General features: G+C 66.1%; 17 protein-coding genes and 1 tRNA gene. 10 read left to right on the top strand and 8 right to left on the bottom strand.

The genetic code is table 11. The features are described 5' to 3' along the window. Positions 1 to 153 precede the first annotated feature (153 nt). From DNX69_RS14950 to DNX69_RS14935, 4 genes are all read right to left on the bottom strand, one after another. Entirely contained in the window at positions 154 to 828 is a 675-nt protein-coding gene (locus tag DNX69_RS14950; RefSeq protein WP_110786751.1) for an LptA/OstA family protein, read from the bottom strand. A gap of 8 nt (positions 829 to 836) precedes the next feature. Next, positions 837 to 1583, bottom strand: a complete 747-nt coding sequence (lptC, locus tag DNX69_RS14945) for an LPS export ABC transporter periplasmic protein LptC (protein ID WP_110786750.1) — start codon at positions 1581 to 1583, stop codon at positions 837 to 839. A 230-nt stretch (positions 1584 to 1813) separates the two neighbouring features. After that, a complete protein-coding gene (locus tag DNX69_RS14940) occupies positions 1814 to 2428 on the bottom strand; it encodes a ribonuclease D (protein ID WP_110786749.1) in 615 nt (204 codons plus the stop codon). A gap of 176 nt (positions 2429 to 2604) precedes the next feature. Beyond that, positions 2605 to 2689: transfer RNA gene (locus DNX69_RS14935), tRNA-Leu, on the bottom strand. Between the two features lie 160 nt (positions 2690 to 2849). On the opposite strand from DNX69_RS14935, the gene DNX69_RS14930 reads away from it, so the two are divergent. After that, the gene (locus tag DNX69_RS14930) at positions 2850 to 3815 is read left to right on the top strand and encodes a complex I NDUFA9 subunit family protein (protein ID WP_110786748.1); all 966 of its coding nucleotides are present in this window, start codon (positions 2850 to 2852) and stop codon (positions 3813 to 3815) included. A 50-nt stretch (positions 3816 to 3865) separates the two neighbouring features. Here DNX69_RS14930 and DNX69_RS14925 read toward each other — a convergent pair whose 3' ends face one another. Next, on the bottom strand, positions 3866 to 4672 hold the full coding sequence (locus DNX69_RS14925; RefSeq protein WP_110786747.1) for an undecaprenyl-diphosphate phosphatase: 807 nt from the start codon (positions 4670 to 4672) through the stop codon (positions 3866 to 3868). Positions 4673 to 4872: 200 nt separating this feature from the next. Between DNX69_RS14925 and DNX69_RS14920 the strand changes: the two genes are divergently transcribed. Further along, positions 4873 to 5565 (top strand): glutathione S-transferase family protein, encoded by a 693-nt coding sequence (locus DNX69_RS14920; RefSeq protein WP_110786746.1) that lies wholly within the window; start codon positions 4873 to 4875, stop codon positions 5563 to 5565. Continuing rightward, positions 5514 to 6731, top strand: a complete 1218-nt coding sequence (gene queG / locus DNX69_RS14915) for a tRNA epoxyqueuosine(34) reductase QueG (protein WP_110786745.1) — start codon at positions 5514 to 5516, stop codon at positions 6729 to 6731. Before DNX69_RS14920 ends, queG begins: the two co-directional genes overlap by 52 nt. A gap of 147 nt (positions 6732 to 6878) precedes the next feature. Here the strand turns inward: queG and DNX69_RS14910 are convergent, their stop codons facing one another. After that, the gene (locus DNX69_RS14910) at positions 6879 to 7664 is read right to left on the bottom strand and encodes an alpha/beta hydrolase (RefSeq protein WP_110786744.1); all 786 of its coding nucleotides are present in this window, start codon (positions 7662 to 7664) and stop codon (positions 6879 to 6881) included. 319 nt (positions 7665 to 7983) lie between these two features. Here DNX69_RS14910 and infC point away from each other — a divergent pair, with 319 nt between their 5' ends. From infC to pheT, 6 genes are all read left to right on the top strand, one after another. Beyond that, positions 7984 to 8523, top strand: coding sequence for a translation initiation factor IF-3 (gene infC / locus DNX69_RS14905; RefSeq protein ID WP_110786743.1), 540 nt, complete (start codon positions 7984 to 7986; stop codon positions 8521 to 8523). 322 nt (positions 8524 to 8845) lie between these two features. Beyond that, the gene (gene rpmI, locus DNX69_RS14900) at positions 8846 to 9046 is read left to right on the top strand and encodes a 50S ribosomal protein L35 (RefSeq protein ID WP_013499886.1); all 201 of its coding nucleotides are present in this window, start codon (positions 8846 to 8848) and stop codon (positions 9044 to 9046) included. 90 nt (positions 9047 to 9136) lie between these two features. Beyond that, positions 9137 to 9496, top strand: coding sequence for a 50S ribosomal protein L20 (rplT, locus tag DNX69_RS14895; RefSeq protein WP_110786742.1), 360 nt, complete (start codon positions 9137 to 9139; stop codon positions 9494 to 9496). Positions 9497 to 9611: 115 nt separating this feature from the next. Beyond that, on the top strand, positions 9612 to 10694 hold the full coding sequence (pheS, locus tag DNX69_RS14890) for a phenylalanine--tRNA ligase subunit alpha (protein ID WP_110786741.1): 1083 nt from the start codon (positions 9612 to 9614) through the stop codon (positions 10692 to 10694). Positions 10695 to 10919: 225 nt separating this feature from the next. Next, positions 10920 to 11414 (top strand): endonuclease domain-containing protein, encoded by a 495-nt coding sequence (locus DNX69_RS14885; protein ID WP_110787637.1) that lies wholly within the window; start codon positions 10920 to 10922, stop codon positions 11412 to 11414. A 141-nt stretch (positions 11415 to 11555) separates the two neighbouring features. Beyond that, positions 11556 to 13967 carry a phenylalanine--tRNA ligase subunit beta gene (gene pheT / locus DNX69_RS14880; RefSeq protein ID WP_110786740.1) on the top strand — a complete coding sequence of 804 codons (2412 nt, stop codon included), beginning with the start codon at positions 11556 to 11558 and terminating at the stop codon, positions 13965 to 13967. A gap of 7 nt (positions 13968 to 13974) precedes the next feature. Here the strand turns inward: pheT and DNX69_RS14875 are convergent, their stop codons facing one another. Then, entirely contained in the window at positions 13975 to 15432 is a 1458-nt protein-coding gene (locus DNX69_RS14875; RefSeq protein WP_110786739.1) for a flavin monoamine oxidase family protein, read from the bottom strand. Between the two features lie 347 nt (positions 15433 to 15779). Here DNX69_RS14875 and DNX69_RS14870 point away from each other — a divergent pair, with 347 nt between their 5' ends. Next, complete coding sequence (locus DNX69_RS14870) at positions 15780 to 16664, top strand: YiiX/YebB-like N1pC/P60 family cysteine hydrolase (RefSeq protein ID WP_110786738.1); 885 nt, start codon at positions 15780 to 15782, stop codon at positions 16662 to 16664. Between the two features lie 3 nt (positions 16665 to 16667). Here DNX69_RS14870 and DNX69_RS14865 read toward each other — a convergent pair whose 3' ends face one another. Further along, complete coding sequence (locus tag DNX69_RS14865) at positions 16668 to 17240, bottom strand: thermonuclease family protein (protein ID WP_110786737.1); 573 nt, start codon at positions 17238 to 17240, stop codon at positions 16668 to 16670. Between the last annotated feature and the right edge of the window lie 22 nt (positions 17241 to 17262).

The following is a 17262-nucleotide window of genomic DNA, read 5'->3' as shown; positions in this document are numbered from 1 at the left end:
GATCAGCCGTGCCGCCGGAGCGCAGGACGGATCGCTCGTGTCATGCCTTGCCTGGGCGAAGCAGGGCGGCTTGCGCCGCGCTGTCTGGCCGCTGTTACAGGCCGGAAGCATCCTGTTCAACATTGCCGGTTCCTTGCTGCCGATCCCGGCCGGTCACTTCGGCTTGCCCGAGCCGCTCTGCGGCACGAGTGGCAGCGGACCACCGCTGCTCCCTCCGCTCGCTCCGGAGGATTGAAACAGGCCCTGCACCCGGCCGCTGTCGGATTCGACCCGCGACACGCCGGTGGTCATGTCGACCAGCAGGCGATCGCCACGCACGACGTTGCGCGCCTGAGTCAGCACCACATTGCCGGTCATCGTCACCAGGTTGGTCTTGGTCTCGAACACCGCCTTGTCGCCGGTGACGACCTGGTCCTTCTGGGTGACCACGACGTGGCCCTTGGCTTCCAGCCGCCGGATCGAGGAGGCGCCGTCCGGTCCGGGGGCGGCCGCCGGCATCGGCTTGCCCTTGGCGCCCTTCGCCGGCGCCTGATCCTGGTCGTAGAACACCACCAGCGACTGCGACGTCATGGTGGTGTCGCCCTGCACCACTTTGACGTTGCCGGTGAAGGTCGCTTCCTTGTTCTTGTCGCGCACTTCCAGGGTGTCGGATTCGATCTGGATCGGCTTGTCGCGGTTCTGCGAGAAGCCCTGCATCGCGTTCGGCACGCCCTGCACGGCGCTTTGCGCCGCCGCCTGACCGGCCCCGAGGGCGGACAGGGCGACCAGCGCGGCGCCAACGAGCACGACCGGGCCGCGGCGCAGGCGGAGAAGGGTGGCAATCGGCATTGTCGAAGTCACCTCGCGGGAGCCCGCTGGCTGGAATGGGGCGCTGGCCGTTGCTTGGCCGGGACAGCGGGCGGTGCAGGTTGCGGGGCAGACGCCGCGGGCGGTTCTGCCAGCGAGGCATTGTCGAGATTCATCACCACGCCACCTTCGAAGCGGATCAGGTCACCTTTTTCGGTGATGCGCATCCGCTGGCCACGGAGCGTGCCGCCCTCCCATTTGACGTCGACCGGCGCATCCGAGGTGACGGTGCCTTTGCCCATGTCGACATCCGCATGCGTCATCCAGGCTTCGGTGCCGCTCGAATTGTGCAGATAGACATCCTTGTCCAGCTTCAACAGCTGCGCTTTGGTCTGGAACTGACCCTCGCGGGCTTCGATCACCACGGTGGACTGGTCTTCCGACAGCACTTTGGCGCGTAGCGTATGCAGGTCGACGTGATCCTGGCTGGTGAGATCCTGGGTCGCCGTACGGGCCCACATCTCGTAGGGGCGGCCGTCGTCGGTGAAGCCGGCCAGATGCGGCGCTTCCATCGTGATCTTGGTGCCCGAGACCACCAGGTCGCCGACGTCGAGCGGCAGTTTCGACAGATAGCGGAACGGGTTGAACACCGAGATCGCGACGATCACGGCCATCGACAGCGCCACCACCAGCGGCACCGCGATCCGCAGCGTTCGCACCAAGCGGCTATGGCGCGCCGCTGCCGCGAAGCGCGCTTCCATTCCGGCCTGATAGGACGACATCTGAACCGCCGTCACCGCTGCTCCCGAGCTCGTTTCGCGCTTGTTACGGAGCCATGCGCTCCGTCCTCCGGAGTGCCGCTTGGCGGCGCGGCCTCCAGTCTGCAACACATCCTTAAGTTTATCTTAATCACCCCGGCAGGGGAGGGCCATGGCAGGCCCTGGCCCATCAGGCGGAGGAGTATGACCGAAACGCGGCGCCGGCGGCGGCTCCGGCGTCGGAACCGCCGGTTGCGCCGCTCAGCCGTTCACGAATGAGCGAAAATGTCCTCTTCGCTCCAGCCGTCGAGGTCGAGCCGGGCGCGCACCGGCAGGAAATTGAAGCAGGCCGCGGCCAGGTCGGTGCGATTCTCCCGCGCCAGCATGGTGTCGAGCTTGTCGCGCAGCGCATGCAGATGCAGCACGTCGGAAGCCGCATAGGCGAGCTGCGCGTCGCTCAAGCTGTCGGCGCCCCAGTCGCTGGATTGCTGCTGCTTCGACAGATCGACGCCGAGCAGTTCGCGCACCAGGTCCTTCAGGCCGTGGCGGTCGGTGTAGGTGCGGGTCAGGCGCGAGGCGATCTTGGTGCAGTAGACCGGCTGCGGCATCACGCCGAACGCCTTGTACAGCGCCGCTAGATCGAATCGGGCGAAGTGGAAGATCTTCACCACGGCCGGATCGCCGAGCAGCTTCTTCAGGTTCGGCGCGTCGGTTGTGCCTTGCGGGATCTGAACCACGTCGGCGCTGCCGTCACCGTTCGACAGCTGCACCACGCAAAGCCGGTCGCGATGCGGATGCAGCCCCATCGTCTCGGTGTCGATCGCCACCGAATTCGTATAGCGGGAAAGATCCGGCAGGTCGCCGCGATGCAGGCGGATCGTCATGTGTCGCAAACCTTTGGGCCATGGATAAAGAGCGCCGAACGCCCCGAATCGACTGCCCAACCTATCGCCCCGATCCGCGCGACGCGAGGGGGAGCCACCTTGCGATGGAGCTCTCGAACCGATGTCTTTGACAGATGTCGGTGTGAGGAGAGATGTGAGGAGAAGGGCGTGGGCAATGGTGCCCAGGAGAGGACTCGAACCTCCACGGTGTTACCCACTGGTACCTGAAACCAGCGCGTCTACCAATTCCGCCACCTGGGCCCGGGGCGCTTGATAGGGAGGCGTTACGGAAAAGTCAAATGGCTTCCGCAGACCAATTGCGCTGTACAGGGAAAGGTTGATGGCGTAACGCGAAACCGCCAGAATGTCCGAGAATTCCCGGACGTCAAAAGACGCTCCTCTGCGATCAGGACCTGCCCGCATGACTTCGAATATCGACACGCTCGTCACGGTTTTCGGTGGCTCCGGCTTCCTCGGCCGGCACGTCGTCAGCGCGCTGGCGCGGCGCGACTACCGGATTCGGGTCGCGGTGCGCCGGCCGGAGCTGACCGGGCATCTGCAGCCGCTCGGCCGCGTCGGACAGATCCACGCCGTGCAGGCGAATTTGCGCTATCCCGAATCGGTCGCGGCAGCGATGCGCGGCGCCCATGTGGCGATCAACCTAGTCGGGATCCTGGCCGAGGGCGGCCGGCAGAAATTCAATGCGGTCCAGGGCACCGGTGCCGGCAACGTGGCGCAGGCCGCCGCGTCCGCCGGAGCCCGGATGGTGCACGTCTCGGCGATCGGCGCCGATCCGGATTCGCCGGCGCGTTATGCCCGCAGCAAGGCCGCCGGCGAACAGGCCGTGTTCGCCGCTGCGCCGCAGGCGACCATCTTCCGCCCCTCGGTGGTGTTCGGTCCGGAAGACCAGTTCACCAATCGCTTCGCCGGGCTGGCGCGTCTGTCGCCGGTGTTGCCGCTGGTCGGGGCCGACACCAAGTTGCAGCCGGTCTATGTCGGCGACGTCGCCACCGCGGTCGCCGATGCGGTCGACGGTCTCGCCAAGCCGGGTGCGATTTACGAACTCGGTGGCCCGGAAGTGCTGACGATGCGCGAAATCATACGCATCATTTTGCAGACCACCGATCGCAATCCGCTGCTGGTGCCGCTGCCGTTCGGCCTTGCCAGCCTGCAGGCGATGCTGCTGCAGTTCGCGCCGGGCGCTTTCAAGCTGACGCCGGATCAGGTGCGGATGCTCGAGGTCGACAACGTGGTGTCGGAAGCCGCCAAGACGGCGGGGCTGACGCTGCAGGGACTCGGCATTCAGCCCGACTCGCTGGAGGCGGTGGTGCCGTCTTATCTGTGGCGGTTCCGCAAGACCGGACAGTTCGCGCGGAGGCCCGCGTAACACCAATCAGCGGCGTCCCGTCGGGACGCCGCGCTCCGGCTCCGAGTTCCTTACATCCCGAGCGCGAGGGCGATCAGTCCGAGCGTTCCGACGATCACGCGCCACCACGCGAACAGCTCGAAGCCGTGGCGGGTGACGTAGTTCAGGAACGTCTTCACCACGATGATCGCCGTGATGAACGACACCACGAAGCCGATCGCCACGATGGTGATATTGTCGGCGGTCATGTCGGCCCGGTTCTTGTAGAGATCGTACACGAACGCGCCCAGCATCGTCGGAATCGCCAGGAAGAACGAGAATTCGGCCGCCGAGCGCTTGTCGGTGCCGAGCAGCATCGCCGCCACGATGCTGGCGCCGGAGCGCGATACGCCCGGGATCATCGCGGTGCATTGCGCGCAGCCGATGTAGAAATAGGTCAGCAGCGGGAATGCGGTGGCGTCGTGATAGCGCGGCTTCAAGTCGAGCTGATCGACCCACAGCAGGATTGCGCCGCCGACGATCAGCGAAAAGCACACGACCCACGGGTTAAATAAGAAGTGCTTGATGTAGCCGCCGAACGCCGCGCCGATCACCGCCGCCGGCAGGAACGCCACCAGCACGCCGATGACGAAACGCCGAGCCGCCGGGTCGCTGAACATCCCGAGCGCGATTCGCCACAATTTCACGAAATACAGCGCCAGAATCGCCAGGATCGCTCCGAGCTGGATCAGCACCGCGAAGCTCTTCCAGAAATTGCCTTCGCCGAGGTTGAAGAACCGTTCCGCCAGCAACAGGTGGCCGGTCGAAGACACCGGCAAAAATTCGGTGACACCCTCGACGATGCCGAGAATGACGGCTCTGATGATATCGGTGAGCATGGAACTGTCCGCTGCAAGGGATTGGGGGCCCGCGAGGCCGGACCTTGTCGCCTATTCCCCCGGGGGTCGCAACGGCAAAAATGCGCCTTTCGATGCCTTGCGTCCGCGTCGCATGAGACTAGTTTGGCGGCCTCGCGAAGGGCTGTTTTCGGTGCGATCCGCCACGGTTTGTTAAGCTCTTCGAAACTATCTAGGTCAGCATGTACACCCTGTTCCACCATCCGTTCTGCCCGCTGTCGCGGTTCATCCGCCTTGCGCTCGGCGAGCACGGTCTCGATCTCAGACTGGTGGAGGAACGGTCCTGGGAGCGTCGAACTGCTTTCCTGGCGCTGAACCCTGCTGGAACCACGCCGGTGCTGGTCGCCGAAGGGCGGCCGCCGGTCCCCGGGGCCGGTGTGATCGTGGAGTTTCTCGACGAGGTGCACGGCAGCGAGCTTGGCGATCGCCGGTTACTGCCGCAGTCCACCGCCGAACGCATCGAGGTGCGGCGGCTGCTGTCGTGGTTCAACGATAAGTTCTTCGAGGAGGCGTCCGGTCCGCTGATGACCGAGCGCATCTACAAGCGCTTCATGAGCGAGGAGGATGGCGGCGGCCCGCCGGCGATGGACGTGATCCGCGCCGCCAACGCCAATGTGCGCTATCATCTCGCTTATATCGGCTGGCTGGCGCGCACCCGGAACTTTCTCGCCGGCGATCGCATGAGCTATGCGGATCTCGCCGCCGCGGCGCATCTGTCGGCGATCGATTACCTGGGCGACGTGCCATGGATCGAGGACGAGGCGGCAAAAGCGTGGTACGCGCGCATCAAGTCGCGCCCCTCGTTCCGTCCGCTGCTCAGCGAATGGCTGGCGGGGGTGCCGGCGTCGCGGACCTACGTGGATTTGGATTTCTGAGCGCCGCTGCCGCGCAGCCGGCATCGCACCGAGCTGGCGATGCCCTGAAGGCGCAGCTCGCCGAACAGGCGGGCGCGCTCGGCTTCGATGCGTTCGGAATCTGCGCTCCCGACTCTATCCCTGAAGCCCCGGCGCGGCTACGCGCGTTCCTCGACGCTGGTTATCACGGCGATATGGCTTGGCTCGCCGACCGCCCCGAGCGCCGCTCCGACCCCCGGGTGATGTGGAGCGAGGTCAAAAGCGTCATCATGCTCGGCTTCAACTATGGGCCGGACACCGATCCCCGCGCCGTGCTGGCGCGAAAAGACCGCGGCGCGATTTCGGTCTACGCGCAGGGCGACGATTATCACGATGTCATCAAGGCGAGGCTGAAGCAGTTCGCTCGCGGGATGGTCGCCAGCGCCGGCGGCGATGTGAAGGTGTTCATCGACACCGCCGCGGTGATGGAAAAGCCGCTGGCCCAGGCCGCAGGCCTCGGTTGGCAGGGCCGGCACACCAATCTGGTGTCGGCCGGCCGCGGCTCCTGGATGTTTCTGGGTGCGGTGTTCACCACGCTCGATCTGCCGCGTGACGAGGCCGAGCGCGATCATTGCGGCTCGTGCCGCGCTTGCCTCGATGCCTGCCCGACAGCCGCGTTTCCGACTCCCTACCAGCTCGATGCCCGGCGTTGCATCTCGTATCTGACGATCGAGCACAAAGGCCCGATCCCGCACGAATTTCGCGGCCGCCTCGGCAACCGGATCTACGGTTGCGACGACTGCCTTGCAGCATGTCCGTGGAACAAGTTCGCCCAGGCGGGGCGCGAGGCGAAGCTCGCCGCCCGCGACGGCCTGCGCGCGCCGGCCCTCGCTGAACTGGTGGGCCTCGATGACCCGTCGTTCCGGGCGCTGTTCACCAAATCGCCGGTCAAGCGCATCGGCCGCGATCGATTCATCCGCAACGTGCTGATCGCGATCGGCAATTCGGGGGATCGCGGGTCGGCGCCGGAGGCCGAGCGGCTACTCGCCGATCCAAGCCCGACGATCCGCGGCGCGGCGGTGTGGGCTCTGGCGCAGCTGCTGCCGCCGGAGCGGTTCGCCGGACTGAAAGCGCCGCATCTTGCCGGCGAGCCAGATCAGGGCGTGCGCGCGGAGTGGGGCGGGGGCGATGCTGAAGAGGAGGTTTGATCCCGACCAAACGTCATCCCTCGCGAAGGCGAGGGATCCAGTATCCCAGGGCGCCGATGAACCAATCTTTCTGGAATACTGGTTCGCCCGCCTGCGCGGGCGATGACGATTTGTGATGCGGCTGGGCGACGCCGGCGGGCCCTGCCGTCAGCTGATCTCCTCGACCGCGGCCAGCATCCGGGCGATGTCCTGCGGGCGGCTGAGGCGGTGGTCGCCGTCCTGGATCATGGTCAGGACGACGTCGTCAGTCGGCAGTCGCTCTGCCAGTTCGAAGGCGTGGCGCCACGGCACGTCTTCGTCCTGCTTGCCTTGCAGGATGCGCACCGGGCAGCCGAGCTCGATCATGCCGCCGAGCACGAGGTGATTGCGGCCGTCTTCGATCAGCGCCTTGGTGATCGGGTAGGGCTCCCCGTACTCCGAAGGGCGGTGCCAGACGCCCTTGGTTTCGATCTCGGCGCGGATCTCGGGCGAAAAACTCTTCCACATCAACGCTTCGGTAAAATCCGGCGCCGGTGCAATCAGTACCAGTCCGGCCAAGCTTGCGCCCGACTCGCCGCCGCGGCGGCGCAGCGCCCGAGCCAGCAGCAGCGCCATCCATCCGCCCATCGACGAGCCGACCACGATCTGCGGACCGCGGCAGTGGGCGTCGAACACCGCCAGGCTCTCTTCCAGCCAGCGGCCGATGGTGCCCTCGGCGAAGCTGCCGGAGGATTCGCCATGGCCGGAATAATCGAACCGGACGCAGGCTCGGCCGCGGGCCTGGGCCCATTGGTCGAGCGCGGTCGCCTTGGTGCCGGTCATGTCGGAATTGAAGCCGCCGAGCCAAAACAGGCCGGGGGAGGCGCCGGGGCGGGGGCGGACCGCGATTCGCCGCTCCGTGGCGCCGTCGCCGACGATGACGAAGCCCGGCGCCGGTTCGGATGATTTTGTCATGGATCAACAACCTCGTTGCCGGGTTGGTTTGCAGTACGCGGCAAGGCGCCGTCAATGCCGGGCGCCTTCAGGGCGTAGCGTGACGGAAGCTGCGCGGCGGAGCGTCTGATTCTGCGTTTATGCGGAAGTCTGCTTGCCGCTCGGCGGTTCTTCCGCCAAACTGCGCGCGGATCAAAAAGGGCATTGACCCTGGTATCGACGCGGTTGGTTTTGCGTCGGGTCGTGCTTCGCCCTATATGAAGCGCGTGGATCCGACCAGCAGCAGTCGTGCATCGATCCATCGTTCGCCGTCAACGTTCACAAGTGTGGAGAAGAACCCATTCGCCGTCCCAACAGAGCGCCGCCCCCCGTAGCCAAGGACGGGCCGCGCACCAACGATGAAATCCGCAACTTCGAGATCCAGCTGATCGACCAGACCGGTGTGAACCAGGGCAAGGTCGAGACCATCGTCGCGATCAAAATGGCGATGGATGCAGGCATGGATCTGGTCGAGATTGCGCCGACCTCGTCGCCGCCGGTCTGTAAGATCATGGACTACGGCAAATACAAGTACTCGGCGCAGAAAAAGGCCGCCGAGGCGCGCAAAAAGCAGAAGATCGTCGAGATCAAGGAGATCAAGCTCCGCCCGATGATCGACGACCACGATTACAACGTGAAGATGAAGGCGATGCAGCGCTTCTTCGAGGAAGGCGACAAGGTCAAGATCACCTTGCGCTATCGGGGACGCGAAATGGCTCACCAGGAGATCGGCACCAAGCTGCTCGAAAAGGTGAAGAACGACGTCGCTGAAATCGCCAAGGTCGAGCAGGATGCCCGCTTCGAAGGCCGACAGGTCGTGATGGTGCTGGCGCCGCGCTGACGCCGATCCGAGTTTCGATTTCAGAACGAACAAGGCCCGCCAGCGATCTGACGGGCCTTTTTCTTTGCCGGCCACTTGGTCGATCGGTTGGTCAGCCTGTGTCGGCGCGGAGTGATCCTCCGCCTTATACGTTGCCAACCGGCCTCCGCTCTGCCATAAGCGCAGCCTTCATCGCCCGGCTGATCAAGGGCTGCCGTGGCGATGGCCCTGCCGACCTGCCTCGATTTTGGGAATGGTCGTGCAATTTCAACGCTCTAACGAGCATGTCCGCCGCCGCAGAGCGCCCCCGGGGCGCTTTTCGCGCGTGGCAAAGGAGAGCCAAATGCCCAAGTTGAAGACCAAATCGGGCGCCAAAAAGCGCTTCAAAGTCACCGCCACCGGCAAGGTGGTGTCCGCCCAGCGCGGCAAGCGCCACGGCATGATCAAGCGCACCAAGAAGCAGATCCGTCAGCTTCGCGGCACCCGCGTGATCTTCAAGACCGACGGCGACAACATCAAGAAGTACTTCTTGCCGAACGCCTGACCGTTCTGGCCGCGCCTGCGCGCGGCAACCTCATCATCGGGCCGCGTCCGCGCGGCCGTCCAAACCAAATTCAGATGAAGGAGATCAGTCATGGCTCGCGTCAAACGCGGTGTGACGGCTCACGCCAAGCATAAGAAGGTCTACAAGCTCGCCAAGGGCTATCGCGGTCGTCGCAAGAACACGATCCGCACCGCCAAGGCTGCGGTCGACAAGGCCGGCCAGTACGCGTTCCGGGATCGCAAGCGCAAGAAGCGGACGTTCCGCGCGCTGTGGATCCAGCGCCTCAATGCCGCGGTGCGTCCGCTCGGCATGACCTACAGCGTGTTCATCAACGGCCTCGCCAAGTCCGGCATCGTCGTCGACCGCAAAGTGCTGTCCGACCTCGCGATCAACGAGCCGGCGGCGTTCCAGGCGATCGCCGAGAAGGTCAAGGCTGCGCTCGCAGCCTAAAGGCCCGCTACCGGGTTGATCGTCATCGCCGGACTTGATCCGGCGATCCATCTTTCAAGTGCGATGGATGCCCGGGTCACGCCCGGGCATGACTACATTGGGGAGTGGCTTCGCCATGTCGAACCTTCAAGACCTCCAATCCCAGATCCTCGCCGACATCGCTGCGGCGGCCGATGAAGCCGCGCTGGAAGCGGTCCGTGTCGGGGCGCTCGGCAAGAAGGGCTCGATCTCGGCGCTGCTCGCCACCCTCGGCAAGATGGATCCGGAGCAGCGCAAGACCGAAGGCGCCGCGATCAATCGCGCCAAGGAAGCGGTGACCGAGGCGCTGACCGCCCGCCGCGACGTGCTGAAGGCCGCCGCGCTCGACGCCAAGCTCGCCGCCGAAACCATCGACGTCACGCTGCCGATGCGCGAGCCGCTCGCCGAGCAGGGCCGGCTGCATCCGCTCAGCCAGGTGTGGGACGAGCTCACCGCGATCTTCGCCGACATGGGGTTCTCGATCGCCGAAGGTCCGGACATCGAGACCGACGACTACAATTTCACCAAGCTGAACTTCCCCGAGGGCCATCCGGCCCGCGAGATGCACGACACCTTCTACTTCAATCCGAAGGAAGACGGCTCGCGCCTGTTGCTCCGCACCCACACCTCGCCGGTGCAGGTCCGGACCATGCTGTCGCAGCGACCGCCGATCCGGGTGATCTGTCCCGGCCGGACCTATCGCAGTGACAGTGACCAGACCCACACGCCGATGTTCCATCAGGTCGAAGGGCTGGTGATCGACAAGGGCAGCCATCTCGGCCACCTGAAGTGGATCCTGCACGAGTTCTGCAAGGCGTTCTTCGAGGTCGACAACGTCAACATGCGGTTCCGGCCGTCGTTCTTCCCGTTCACCGAGCCGTCGCTGGAAGTCGATATCCAGTGCCGCCGCGGCAAGGACGAGATCCGGTTCGGCGAAGGCGAGGACTGGCTGGAGATTCTCGGCTGCGGCATGGTGCACCCCAACGTGCTGACCGCCTGCGGCCTCGATCCGGACGAGTATCAGGGCTTCGCCTGGGGCATGGGCATCGATCGTATCGCGATGCTGAAATACGGCATGAGCGACCTGCGGCAATTGTTCGAAGCCGACGCCCGCTGGCTCAATCACTACGGCTTCAAGCCGCTCGACATCCCGACGCTGGCGGGGGGATTGAGTTCGTGAGTGTTGCGCGCGCCGTGCTTGGCGTCAGGGCCTTCACCCCAGCCCTCTCCCGCAAGCGGGAGAGGGAGCAGGCTGTGTTTGCGGGAGCTCAGCTCAAATGCGGCCGGTTAGTTAAGAAGATTTGTCGTCGAGATGATTGAAGACCTCGCCATTGCGCACGGCGCGCTCCCTCTCCCGCTTGCGGGAGAGGGGTGGGGTGAGGGCGACACGGGCACGGAGCTTGCGATGGACGATCCGAAGCAGCCGACGCCGAAACCGACCTGGAACGTCTCCCCGGGCCAGCGCCGCCACGCGCGCGAGCTGCGCAAGAAATCCACCGACGCCGAACGGCTGATGTGGACGGCGCTGCGCGACAAGCAGCTCAACGGCTTCTCGTTCAAGCGTCAGGTGCCGATCGGGCCGTTCATCGCCGACTTCGCCTGCCACGCGAAGAAGCTTGTGGTCGAACTCGATGGCGGTCAGCATTTTCCCGACGAGGCAGAACGCGCGGACGCGGCGCGCACAGCCGCGATCGAGGCCCGCGGGTTTCGGGTGATCCGCTTCAGCAATCATGAGGTCATGACTAATCGAGCAGGGGTGTTGCAGAGCATTGCAGATGTGCTCGCGGCAAGTGCCCTCACCCCAACCCTCTCCCGCAAGCGGGAGAGGGGGCGCGCCGAGCGAGGGGTGAAGCAGCGGCCTACACGCACGCAGCGCCCGTCATCGGACGATTCGGACTAACGACATGGCCCGCAACCTCTCCATTCGGCACGGCCGGCTCCCTCTCCCGCTTGCGGGAGAGGGCTGGGGTGAGGGCGAGGCGCGGCAGAGCCTCTCGACAAAGAACGATCCACGCACTGCGCCAGACGGAAGTAACAAACGATGAAACTCACCCTCTCCTGGCTGAAAGATCATCTCGACACCGACGAGACGCTGGACGCGCTCGCCGACAAGCTCACCATGATCGGGCTCGAGGTCGAGGGCATCGAGGACAAGGCGAAGGTGCTGGCGCCGTTCACCATCGCCAAGGTGCTGACCGCCGCCAAGCACCCCAACGCCGATAAGCTGCAGGTCTGCACCGTCGACGTCGGTGACGGGGCTGCGCCGGTGCAGGTGGTGTGCGGCGCGCCGAACGCGCGCGCCGGCCTCGTCACCGTGTTCGCGGCGCCCGGCACTTACATTCCGGCCAAGGACTTCACGCTCGGCATCGGCAACATTCGCGGCGTCGAAAGCCGTGGCATGCTGTGTTCGGCGGCCGAGCTGGAAATCTCCGAGGACCACGACGGCATCATCGAGCTGCCGGCGGACGCGCCGGTCGGGACGGCTTATGCCGCCTGGGCCGGGCTCGGCGATCCGGTGCTCGACATTAATCTCACGCCGAACCGGCAGGACTGCGCCGGCGTGCACGGCATCGCGCGCGATCTCGCCGCCGCCGACATGGGCAAGTTCAAAGACCCGGGCATCAAGCCGATCAAGGGCGAATTCCCGTGCCCGGTCAGCGTCACCGTCGAAGACAGCAAGCTGTGCCCCGGCTTCGCGCTGCGGCTGGTGAAGGGCGTCAAGAACGGCCCGTCGCCGGAATGGCTGCAGAAGCGTCTGGCCGCGATCGGGCTGCGCCCGATCAACGCGCTGGTCGACATCACCAACTACCTGACGTTCGACCGTTCGCGTCCGCTGCACGTGTTCGACGCCGCCAAGGTGAAGGGCGATCTGGTCGTGCGCCACGCCAAGGACGGCGAGACGCTGCTCGCGCTCGACGGCCGGACCTACACGCTGGACTCGTCGGTCTGCGTGATCGCCGACGATCACGGCGTCGAGTCGCTCGCAGGCATCATGGGCGGCGAGCTGTCCGGCTGTTCGGCTGAGACCACCGACGTGCTGATCGAATCGGCGCTGTGGAACGAGATCAACATCGCCCAGTCCGGCCGCAAGCTCGGCATCAACACCGATGCGCGCTACCGCTTCGAGCGCGGCGTCGATCCGGCCTTCATGCTGCCCGGGCTCGAGCTCGCCACCAAGCTGGTGATGGAGTTCTGCGGCGGCACGCCGTCGGACGTGGTGGTGGTCGGCAATCCGTTCGCCGACGACAAGATCATCGACTTCCCGCTCGCCGAGGTGAAGCGGCTCGCCGGCATCGAAGTGTCGCTGACCGAGATCCGCCGCATCCTCAACCATCTCGGCTTCACCGTCGCTGGTCAGGCCCCGGTGGTGAAGGTCGCGGTGCCGTCGTGGCGCAGCGACGTTCACGGCAAAGCCGATATCGTCGAGGAAATCGTTCGGATCGTCGGCGTCGACAAGGTGCCGCTGACGCCGTTCGAGCGTGGCGACAACCCGCGCAAGCCGGTGCTGACCCAGATCCAGACGCGTACCCGCCGCGCCAAGCGTGCGCTGGCGGCGCGCGGCCTGACCGAGGCTGTGACCTGGTCGTTCATTTCCAAGCCGTTCGCCGAAGCGTTCGGCGGCGGCCAGCCCGCGCTGGCGCTCGCCAATCCGATCGCGTCCGATCTGTCCGACATGCGGCCGAGCCTGCTGCCCGGTCTGATCGCCGCCGCCCAGGCCAACGCCGATCGCGGCTCGCCCGATCTGGCGCTGTTCGAAGTCGGGCAGGTGTTCAAGGGCGACCGGCCGCAGGATCAGTTCATGGCCGCGAGCGGCGTCCGCCGCGGCGTCGCGTCCTCCGCGGGCCTCGGCCGGCACTGGTCCGGCTCGGCGCAGGCGACGGCGCTCGACGCCAAGGCCGACGCGTTCGCGGTGCTGGCTGCGGCCGGTGCGCCAATGGCGGGACTGCAGGTCGCGACGGGCAAGCTGCCGGCCTGGCTGCATCCGGGCCGCTCCGGCGCGATCCAGATCGGGCCGCAGAACGTGCTCGGCTATTTCGGCGAGCTGCATCCGCGGGTGCTCGAACAGCTCGGCGCCGACGGCCCGCTGGTGGCGTTCGAGGTGATCCTGGAAAAGATCCCCGATCCGAAGCAGCGCCCGACCCGCGCCAAGCCGGCGCTTGAGCTCTCCGCGTTCCACCCGGTGTCGCGCGACTTCGCCTTCATCGTCGAGCGCAAGGTTGCTGTCGCCGACATCGTCCGCGCCGCGCAGGGCGTCGACAAGAGGCTGATCACCTCGGTCAGCGTGTTCGACGTCTATGAAGGCAAGGGCATCGATCCCGACAAGAAGTCGGTGGCGATCGCCGTGACGCTGCAGCCGCGCGACAAGACCATGACCGATCAGGAGATCGAAGCGGTCGCGGCCAAGATCGTGGCGGAAGTCGCCAAGAAGACCGGTGGCAGCTTGCGCGGCTAAAGTCCGCTCAGCGCCACCATGACGGCGCCGAGTTCGCGGCCGCGGGCGGTCGCTGTTCGCGCCGGCGTCTCGGCTCGCGCCGCGGCCTCTGCTTGCGTGCGGGCTTTTCCGGCGTCGGTTGCTTGATCGCGCCGATCTTCTTCAGCGCGGCCTCGGCAGCCTGTTCGCCGGATTCCCAGGCGCCCTGCACCGTGCCGAACAGCGTTTCGTGCGTGGCTTCGCCGGCGAAGAACAGATTGCCGAGCGGTTCGCCCAAGACTTTGCGCGACGGTTGGCCGCCGGGCTCCGCTGCCGACATTGCGCCCAATATGTAGGGCATCTCGTTCCAGCGCGTCGCGGCCTTGCGCTCGACGGCGCTGGCGATGTCGCTGCCGAACAACTTGCCGAGCCATTCGATCGCGAAATCCTGCATCGCGGCTTCGCCTTGCGCGGCGAGCTGGCGGCCGAACGAGCCGGCGACGTCGACGGTGCACAGCGACGTGCCGCCGATATTGCCCACCAGCGTCGCGGTGCGGATGTCGTCGGCGCGTTCGATAATGGTTTCGTCGCGCGACAGCCCGAGCGGGTTGCCCTTGAACTGCAGCGCGATGCGGTCGGCGCTGCCGAGGCTCAGCCGCGCCGCGGCGTCGAGCTGCCGCTTCGGCAGTTCGGGGGAGAACGCCAGATTGCCGGAGGTCAGCACATTGGTCGATGCGGTGACGATGATGGCGCGCGCGCCGATCCGGCCGGCCGCGGTTTCGACTGCGAGGTCGCGGCCGCTCCACACGATCCGCTTCACCGTCGTCGACAGCGCAACCGGCAGCGAGGATGCGAGCTGAGTCAGCAGACTGCCGACGCCTTGCGGGCAGCCGATCAGCGCGGAGCGACCCAGCGTCCGCGCAGTGTCCATCGCCGATAGCGCGCGCAGATCCTTGCTGGTCGCCGCCGGGCCGAGCAAGTAGTCGATCGTTGCGGACCAATCGCCGAGGTCGTTCGGCAGCGCCGCGGCGCAGGACATGTCGGTTTTGCCGCGCGCCGCCTCGCTGATCGCGCGGCTGGCCCGGACGAAGGTGGCGAGGAAATCTTCGGTCTCCCGGGAGCGGGCGTTGCGCCGCCCGACTCGGATCTTCTGTCCGGGTGCGACCGGCGTCACCGCGAAACCCGAGCTGCGCGCCAGCCGGACCAGCGGGTTGCTGTCGGGGTTGTGCAGCCAGCGCGCGCCGCGGTCGAACGGCGCCGCAAAGCTGGTGGTATCGGTCACGCAGCGGCCGCCGACTTCGGATGCCGCTTCGACCACGATCACCTTGCGTCCGGCGGCCGCGATCCGGCGTGCCGCCGCGATTCCGGCGGCGCCGGCGCCGACCACCACGATCTCGACCTCACGCGGCAACGCCGCCATCGCCCGCCCGCCGAACGCCGGCAGCAGCGCCAATCCGGCGGAGGCACCGAGCAGGCCCTGGAGCAGGCTGCGTCGCGAAATCGTCATGGCATGGTTTCCGAAAGCTTGGAGGCGGCGGGGACAAGCCACCGGCACCGCCCCAGGCGGCCGGCGCGGCGAGTCCCTGGAAGGGCGACGCTACGGCGTCTTGCGACTGTGACCAATGTGTTGAACTCCGTCGCGTTTCGCGCCGTCCGCCGCCCGGCTCGGCGGCCCCGCTCGGCCATCCGATACGGCCAACTTGCCGGAGTCGCCCCCGCCCGGCAACCGTTCGTGGTGAACGATACGTAAACTTGCGAGCAACCAGATGAACTAAACTGCAACGGCTTTGCTCGACGATCATCGACGAATGCGATGTGACGATGACGGACCAATGATCCCGCAGGAGCGCAGCAATGGGTGTGGTGCTCGAGACCATCGGCAAGTTGATCGCCGGCTACTTGCAGAAGGAAGAGCCGGGCTACGAGCCGTTCACCCCGAGCGATCCGGACCATCTGCGTCCCATCATGGAGCCCGGCGACGTTCTGTTGGTCGAGGGCAACAGCCGGATCGCCGGCATCATCAAGTATCTGACGCAATCGACCTGGTCGCACGCGGCGCTGTATGTAGGCCCGATCGATGGCGTGACCGAGCCTGACGGCGAGCCGCATGTCCTGGTCGAGGCCAATATCGGCGAGGGGGTAAGCTCTTCGCCGCTGTCGCGGCATCTGGCCTATCATACCAGGTTGTGTCGTCCGGTAGGCCTTTCCTACGAAGACCGTCATACGGTGTGTCGCTATGCCATCAACCGGATCGGCTTCGGCTACGACACCAAGAACATCATCGACCTGATGCGCTATCTAGTTCCGATGCCGTTGCCGCAGCGCTGGCGCCGGCGCATGATTGCGCTCGGCTCCGGCGATCCGACCAAGATCATCTGTTCGGCGCTGATCGCTCAGGCGTTCGAGGCGGTGCGCTATCCGATCCTGCCGAAGATCACCAGGGCCGGCAGCCGGGCGGCGCGGCGCGAGATCCTGCACATCCGGCATTCGTCGCTGTACATGCCGCGCGATTTCGACATCTCGCCGTATTTCGAGGTGGTGAAGCCGACCATCGTCAACGGCTTCGACTACACGGCGCTGCATTGGGCCGACAAGCCGAAGCCGGTGGCGGATAATGACGGGCCGTTCGTCCCGTCGATAGAGGATTGCGAAACTTCGCCGTCGCTGGCGCCGCTGACGGCTGAAGCCGATGCGGCTCGCGATCTTCCCGCCGAACCCAAGTTCGGCGCAGTGGCCTGAATCTCAGCGGCCATCACACCAGCCGTCGCGATGCCCGCCGCCATAGGCGCGGGCGTAACCGCCGTCGAGCAGCGCGCTCGACACATTGGCGGTGCGCTTGGTGGCGACATCCGCCACGACGCGGCCCTGATATTTGTCGGGCCCGATATTGTAGATCGCCACCTCGCCCTCGGCGAGCAGCCGACGTAAAGCTCCGGCAGCAGCCTCGGCCATCCGCAATTCGCGAGCGCATTGCGCCTTCAGCTCCGGCGCATCGATGCCGCGCAGCCGGACCCGCGTGCGCAGCTCCGCCCCTGGCCACAGATGCACTGCTGCATCGAAGGTGTCGCCGTCGATCGTGTACAGCACGTCGACCGGATGCCGGGTGGTCGGATTGCCGGCGCGCCGCCACACCGTCTCGCTGTCGTTATCGATGCCCTGCGAGGCCGGCGGCTGCAGCCAAGGCAGGTGCAGCCAATGCCGCGCCGGCAGCATCGTGCCGGCCGCAACCCCGAGCACGAACACCCATGGCCCCAGCCGGCTGCGCCACGGCAGCCGCGAGATCCGTGCCCGGTTCGTTCTGGAGTGTGGGCGCATATTTTTGCAATGGGCCGAGTCG

Source organism: Rhodopseudomonas palustris (assembly GCF_003226555.1).
In the GTDB taxonomy this organism is placed as follows: Bacteria; Pseudomonadota; Alphaproteobacteria; order Rhizobiales; family Xanthobacteraceae; genus Rhodopseudomonas; species Rhodopseudomonas palustris_I.
Note: the sequence above shows the minus strand (reverse complement) of the source record. Positions and strands in the feature narration are given on the sequence as shown.

Excerpts from the sequence above, each read along its gene's own strand:
- rplT (WP_110786742.1), top strand. The coding sequence starts at position 9,137 with ATGGCTCGCGTCAAACGCGGTGTGACGGCTCACGCCAAGCATAAGAAG.
- DNX69_RS14865 (WP_110786737.1), bottom strand. The coding sequence starts at position 17,240 with ATGCGCCCACACTCCAGAACGAACCGGGCACGGATCTCGCGGCTGCCG.
- queG (WP_110786745.1), top strand. The coding sequence starts at position 5,514 with ATGGCTGGCGGGGGTGCCGGCGTCGCGGACCTACGTGGATTTGGATTT.
- rpmI (WP_013499886.1), top strand. The coding sequence starts at position 8,846 with ATGCCCAAGTTGAAGACCAAATCGGGCGCCAAAAAGCGCTTCAAAGTC.
- DNX69_RS14870 (WP_110786738.1), top strand. The coding sequence starts at position 15,780 with ATGGGTGTGGTGCTCGAGACCATCGGCAAGTTGATCGCCGGCTACTTG.
- pheT (WP_110786740.1), top strand. The coding sequence starts at position 11,556 with ATGAAACTCACCCTCTCCTGGCTGAAAGATCATCTCGACACCGACGAG.
- DNX69_RS14885 (WP_110787637.1), top strand. The coding sequence starts at position 10,920 with ATGGACGATCCGAAGCAGCCGACGCCGAAACCGACCTGGAACGTCTCC.
- DNX69_RS14910 (WP_110786744.1), bottom strand. The coding sequence starts at position 7,664 with ATGACAAAATCATCCGAACCGGCGCCGGGCTTCGTCATCGTCGGCGAC.
- DNX69_RS14940 (WP_110786749.1), bottom strand. The coding sequence starts at position 2,428 with ATGACGATCCGCCTGCATCGCGGCGACCTGCCGGATCTTTCCCGCTAT.
- pheS (WP_110786741.1), top strand. The coding sequence starts at position 9,612 with ATGTCGAACCTTCAAGACCTCCAATCCCAGATCCTCGCCGACATCGCT.
- DNX69_RS14875 (WP_110786739.1), bottom strand. The coding sequence starts at position 15,432 with ATGACGATTTCGCGACGCAGCCTGCTCCAGGGCCTGCTCGGTGCCTCC.
- DNX69_RS14925 (WP_110786747.1), bottom strand. The coding sequence starts at position 4,672 with ATGCTCACCGATATCATCAGAGCCGTCATTCTCGGCATCGTCGAGGGT.
- DNX69_RS14930 (WP_110786748.1), top strand. The coding sequence starts at position 2,850 with ATGACTTCGAATATCGACACGCTCGTCACGGTTTTCGGTGGCTCCGGC.
- DNX69_RS14920 (WP_110786746.1), top strand. The coding sequence starts at position 4,873 with ATGTACACCCTGTTCCACCATCCGTTCTGCCCGCTGTCGCGGTTCATC.
- DNX69_RS14950 (WP_110786751.1), bottom strand. The coding sequence starts at position 828 with ATGCCGATTGCCACCCTTCTCCGCCTGCGCCGCGGCCCGGTCGTGCTC.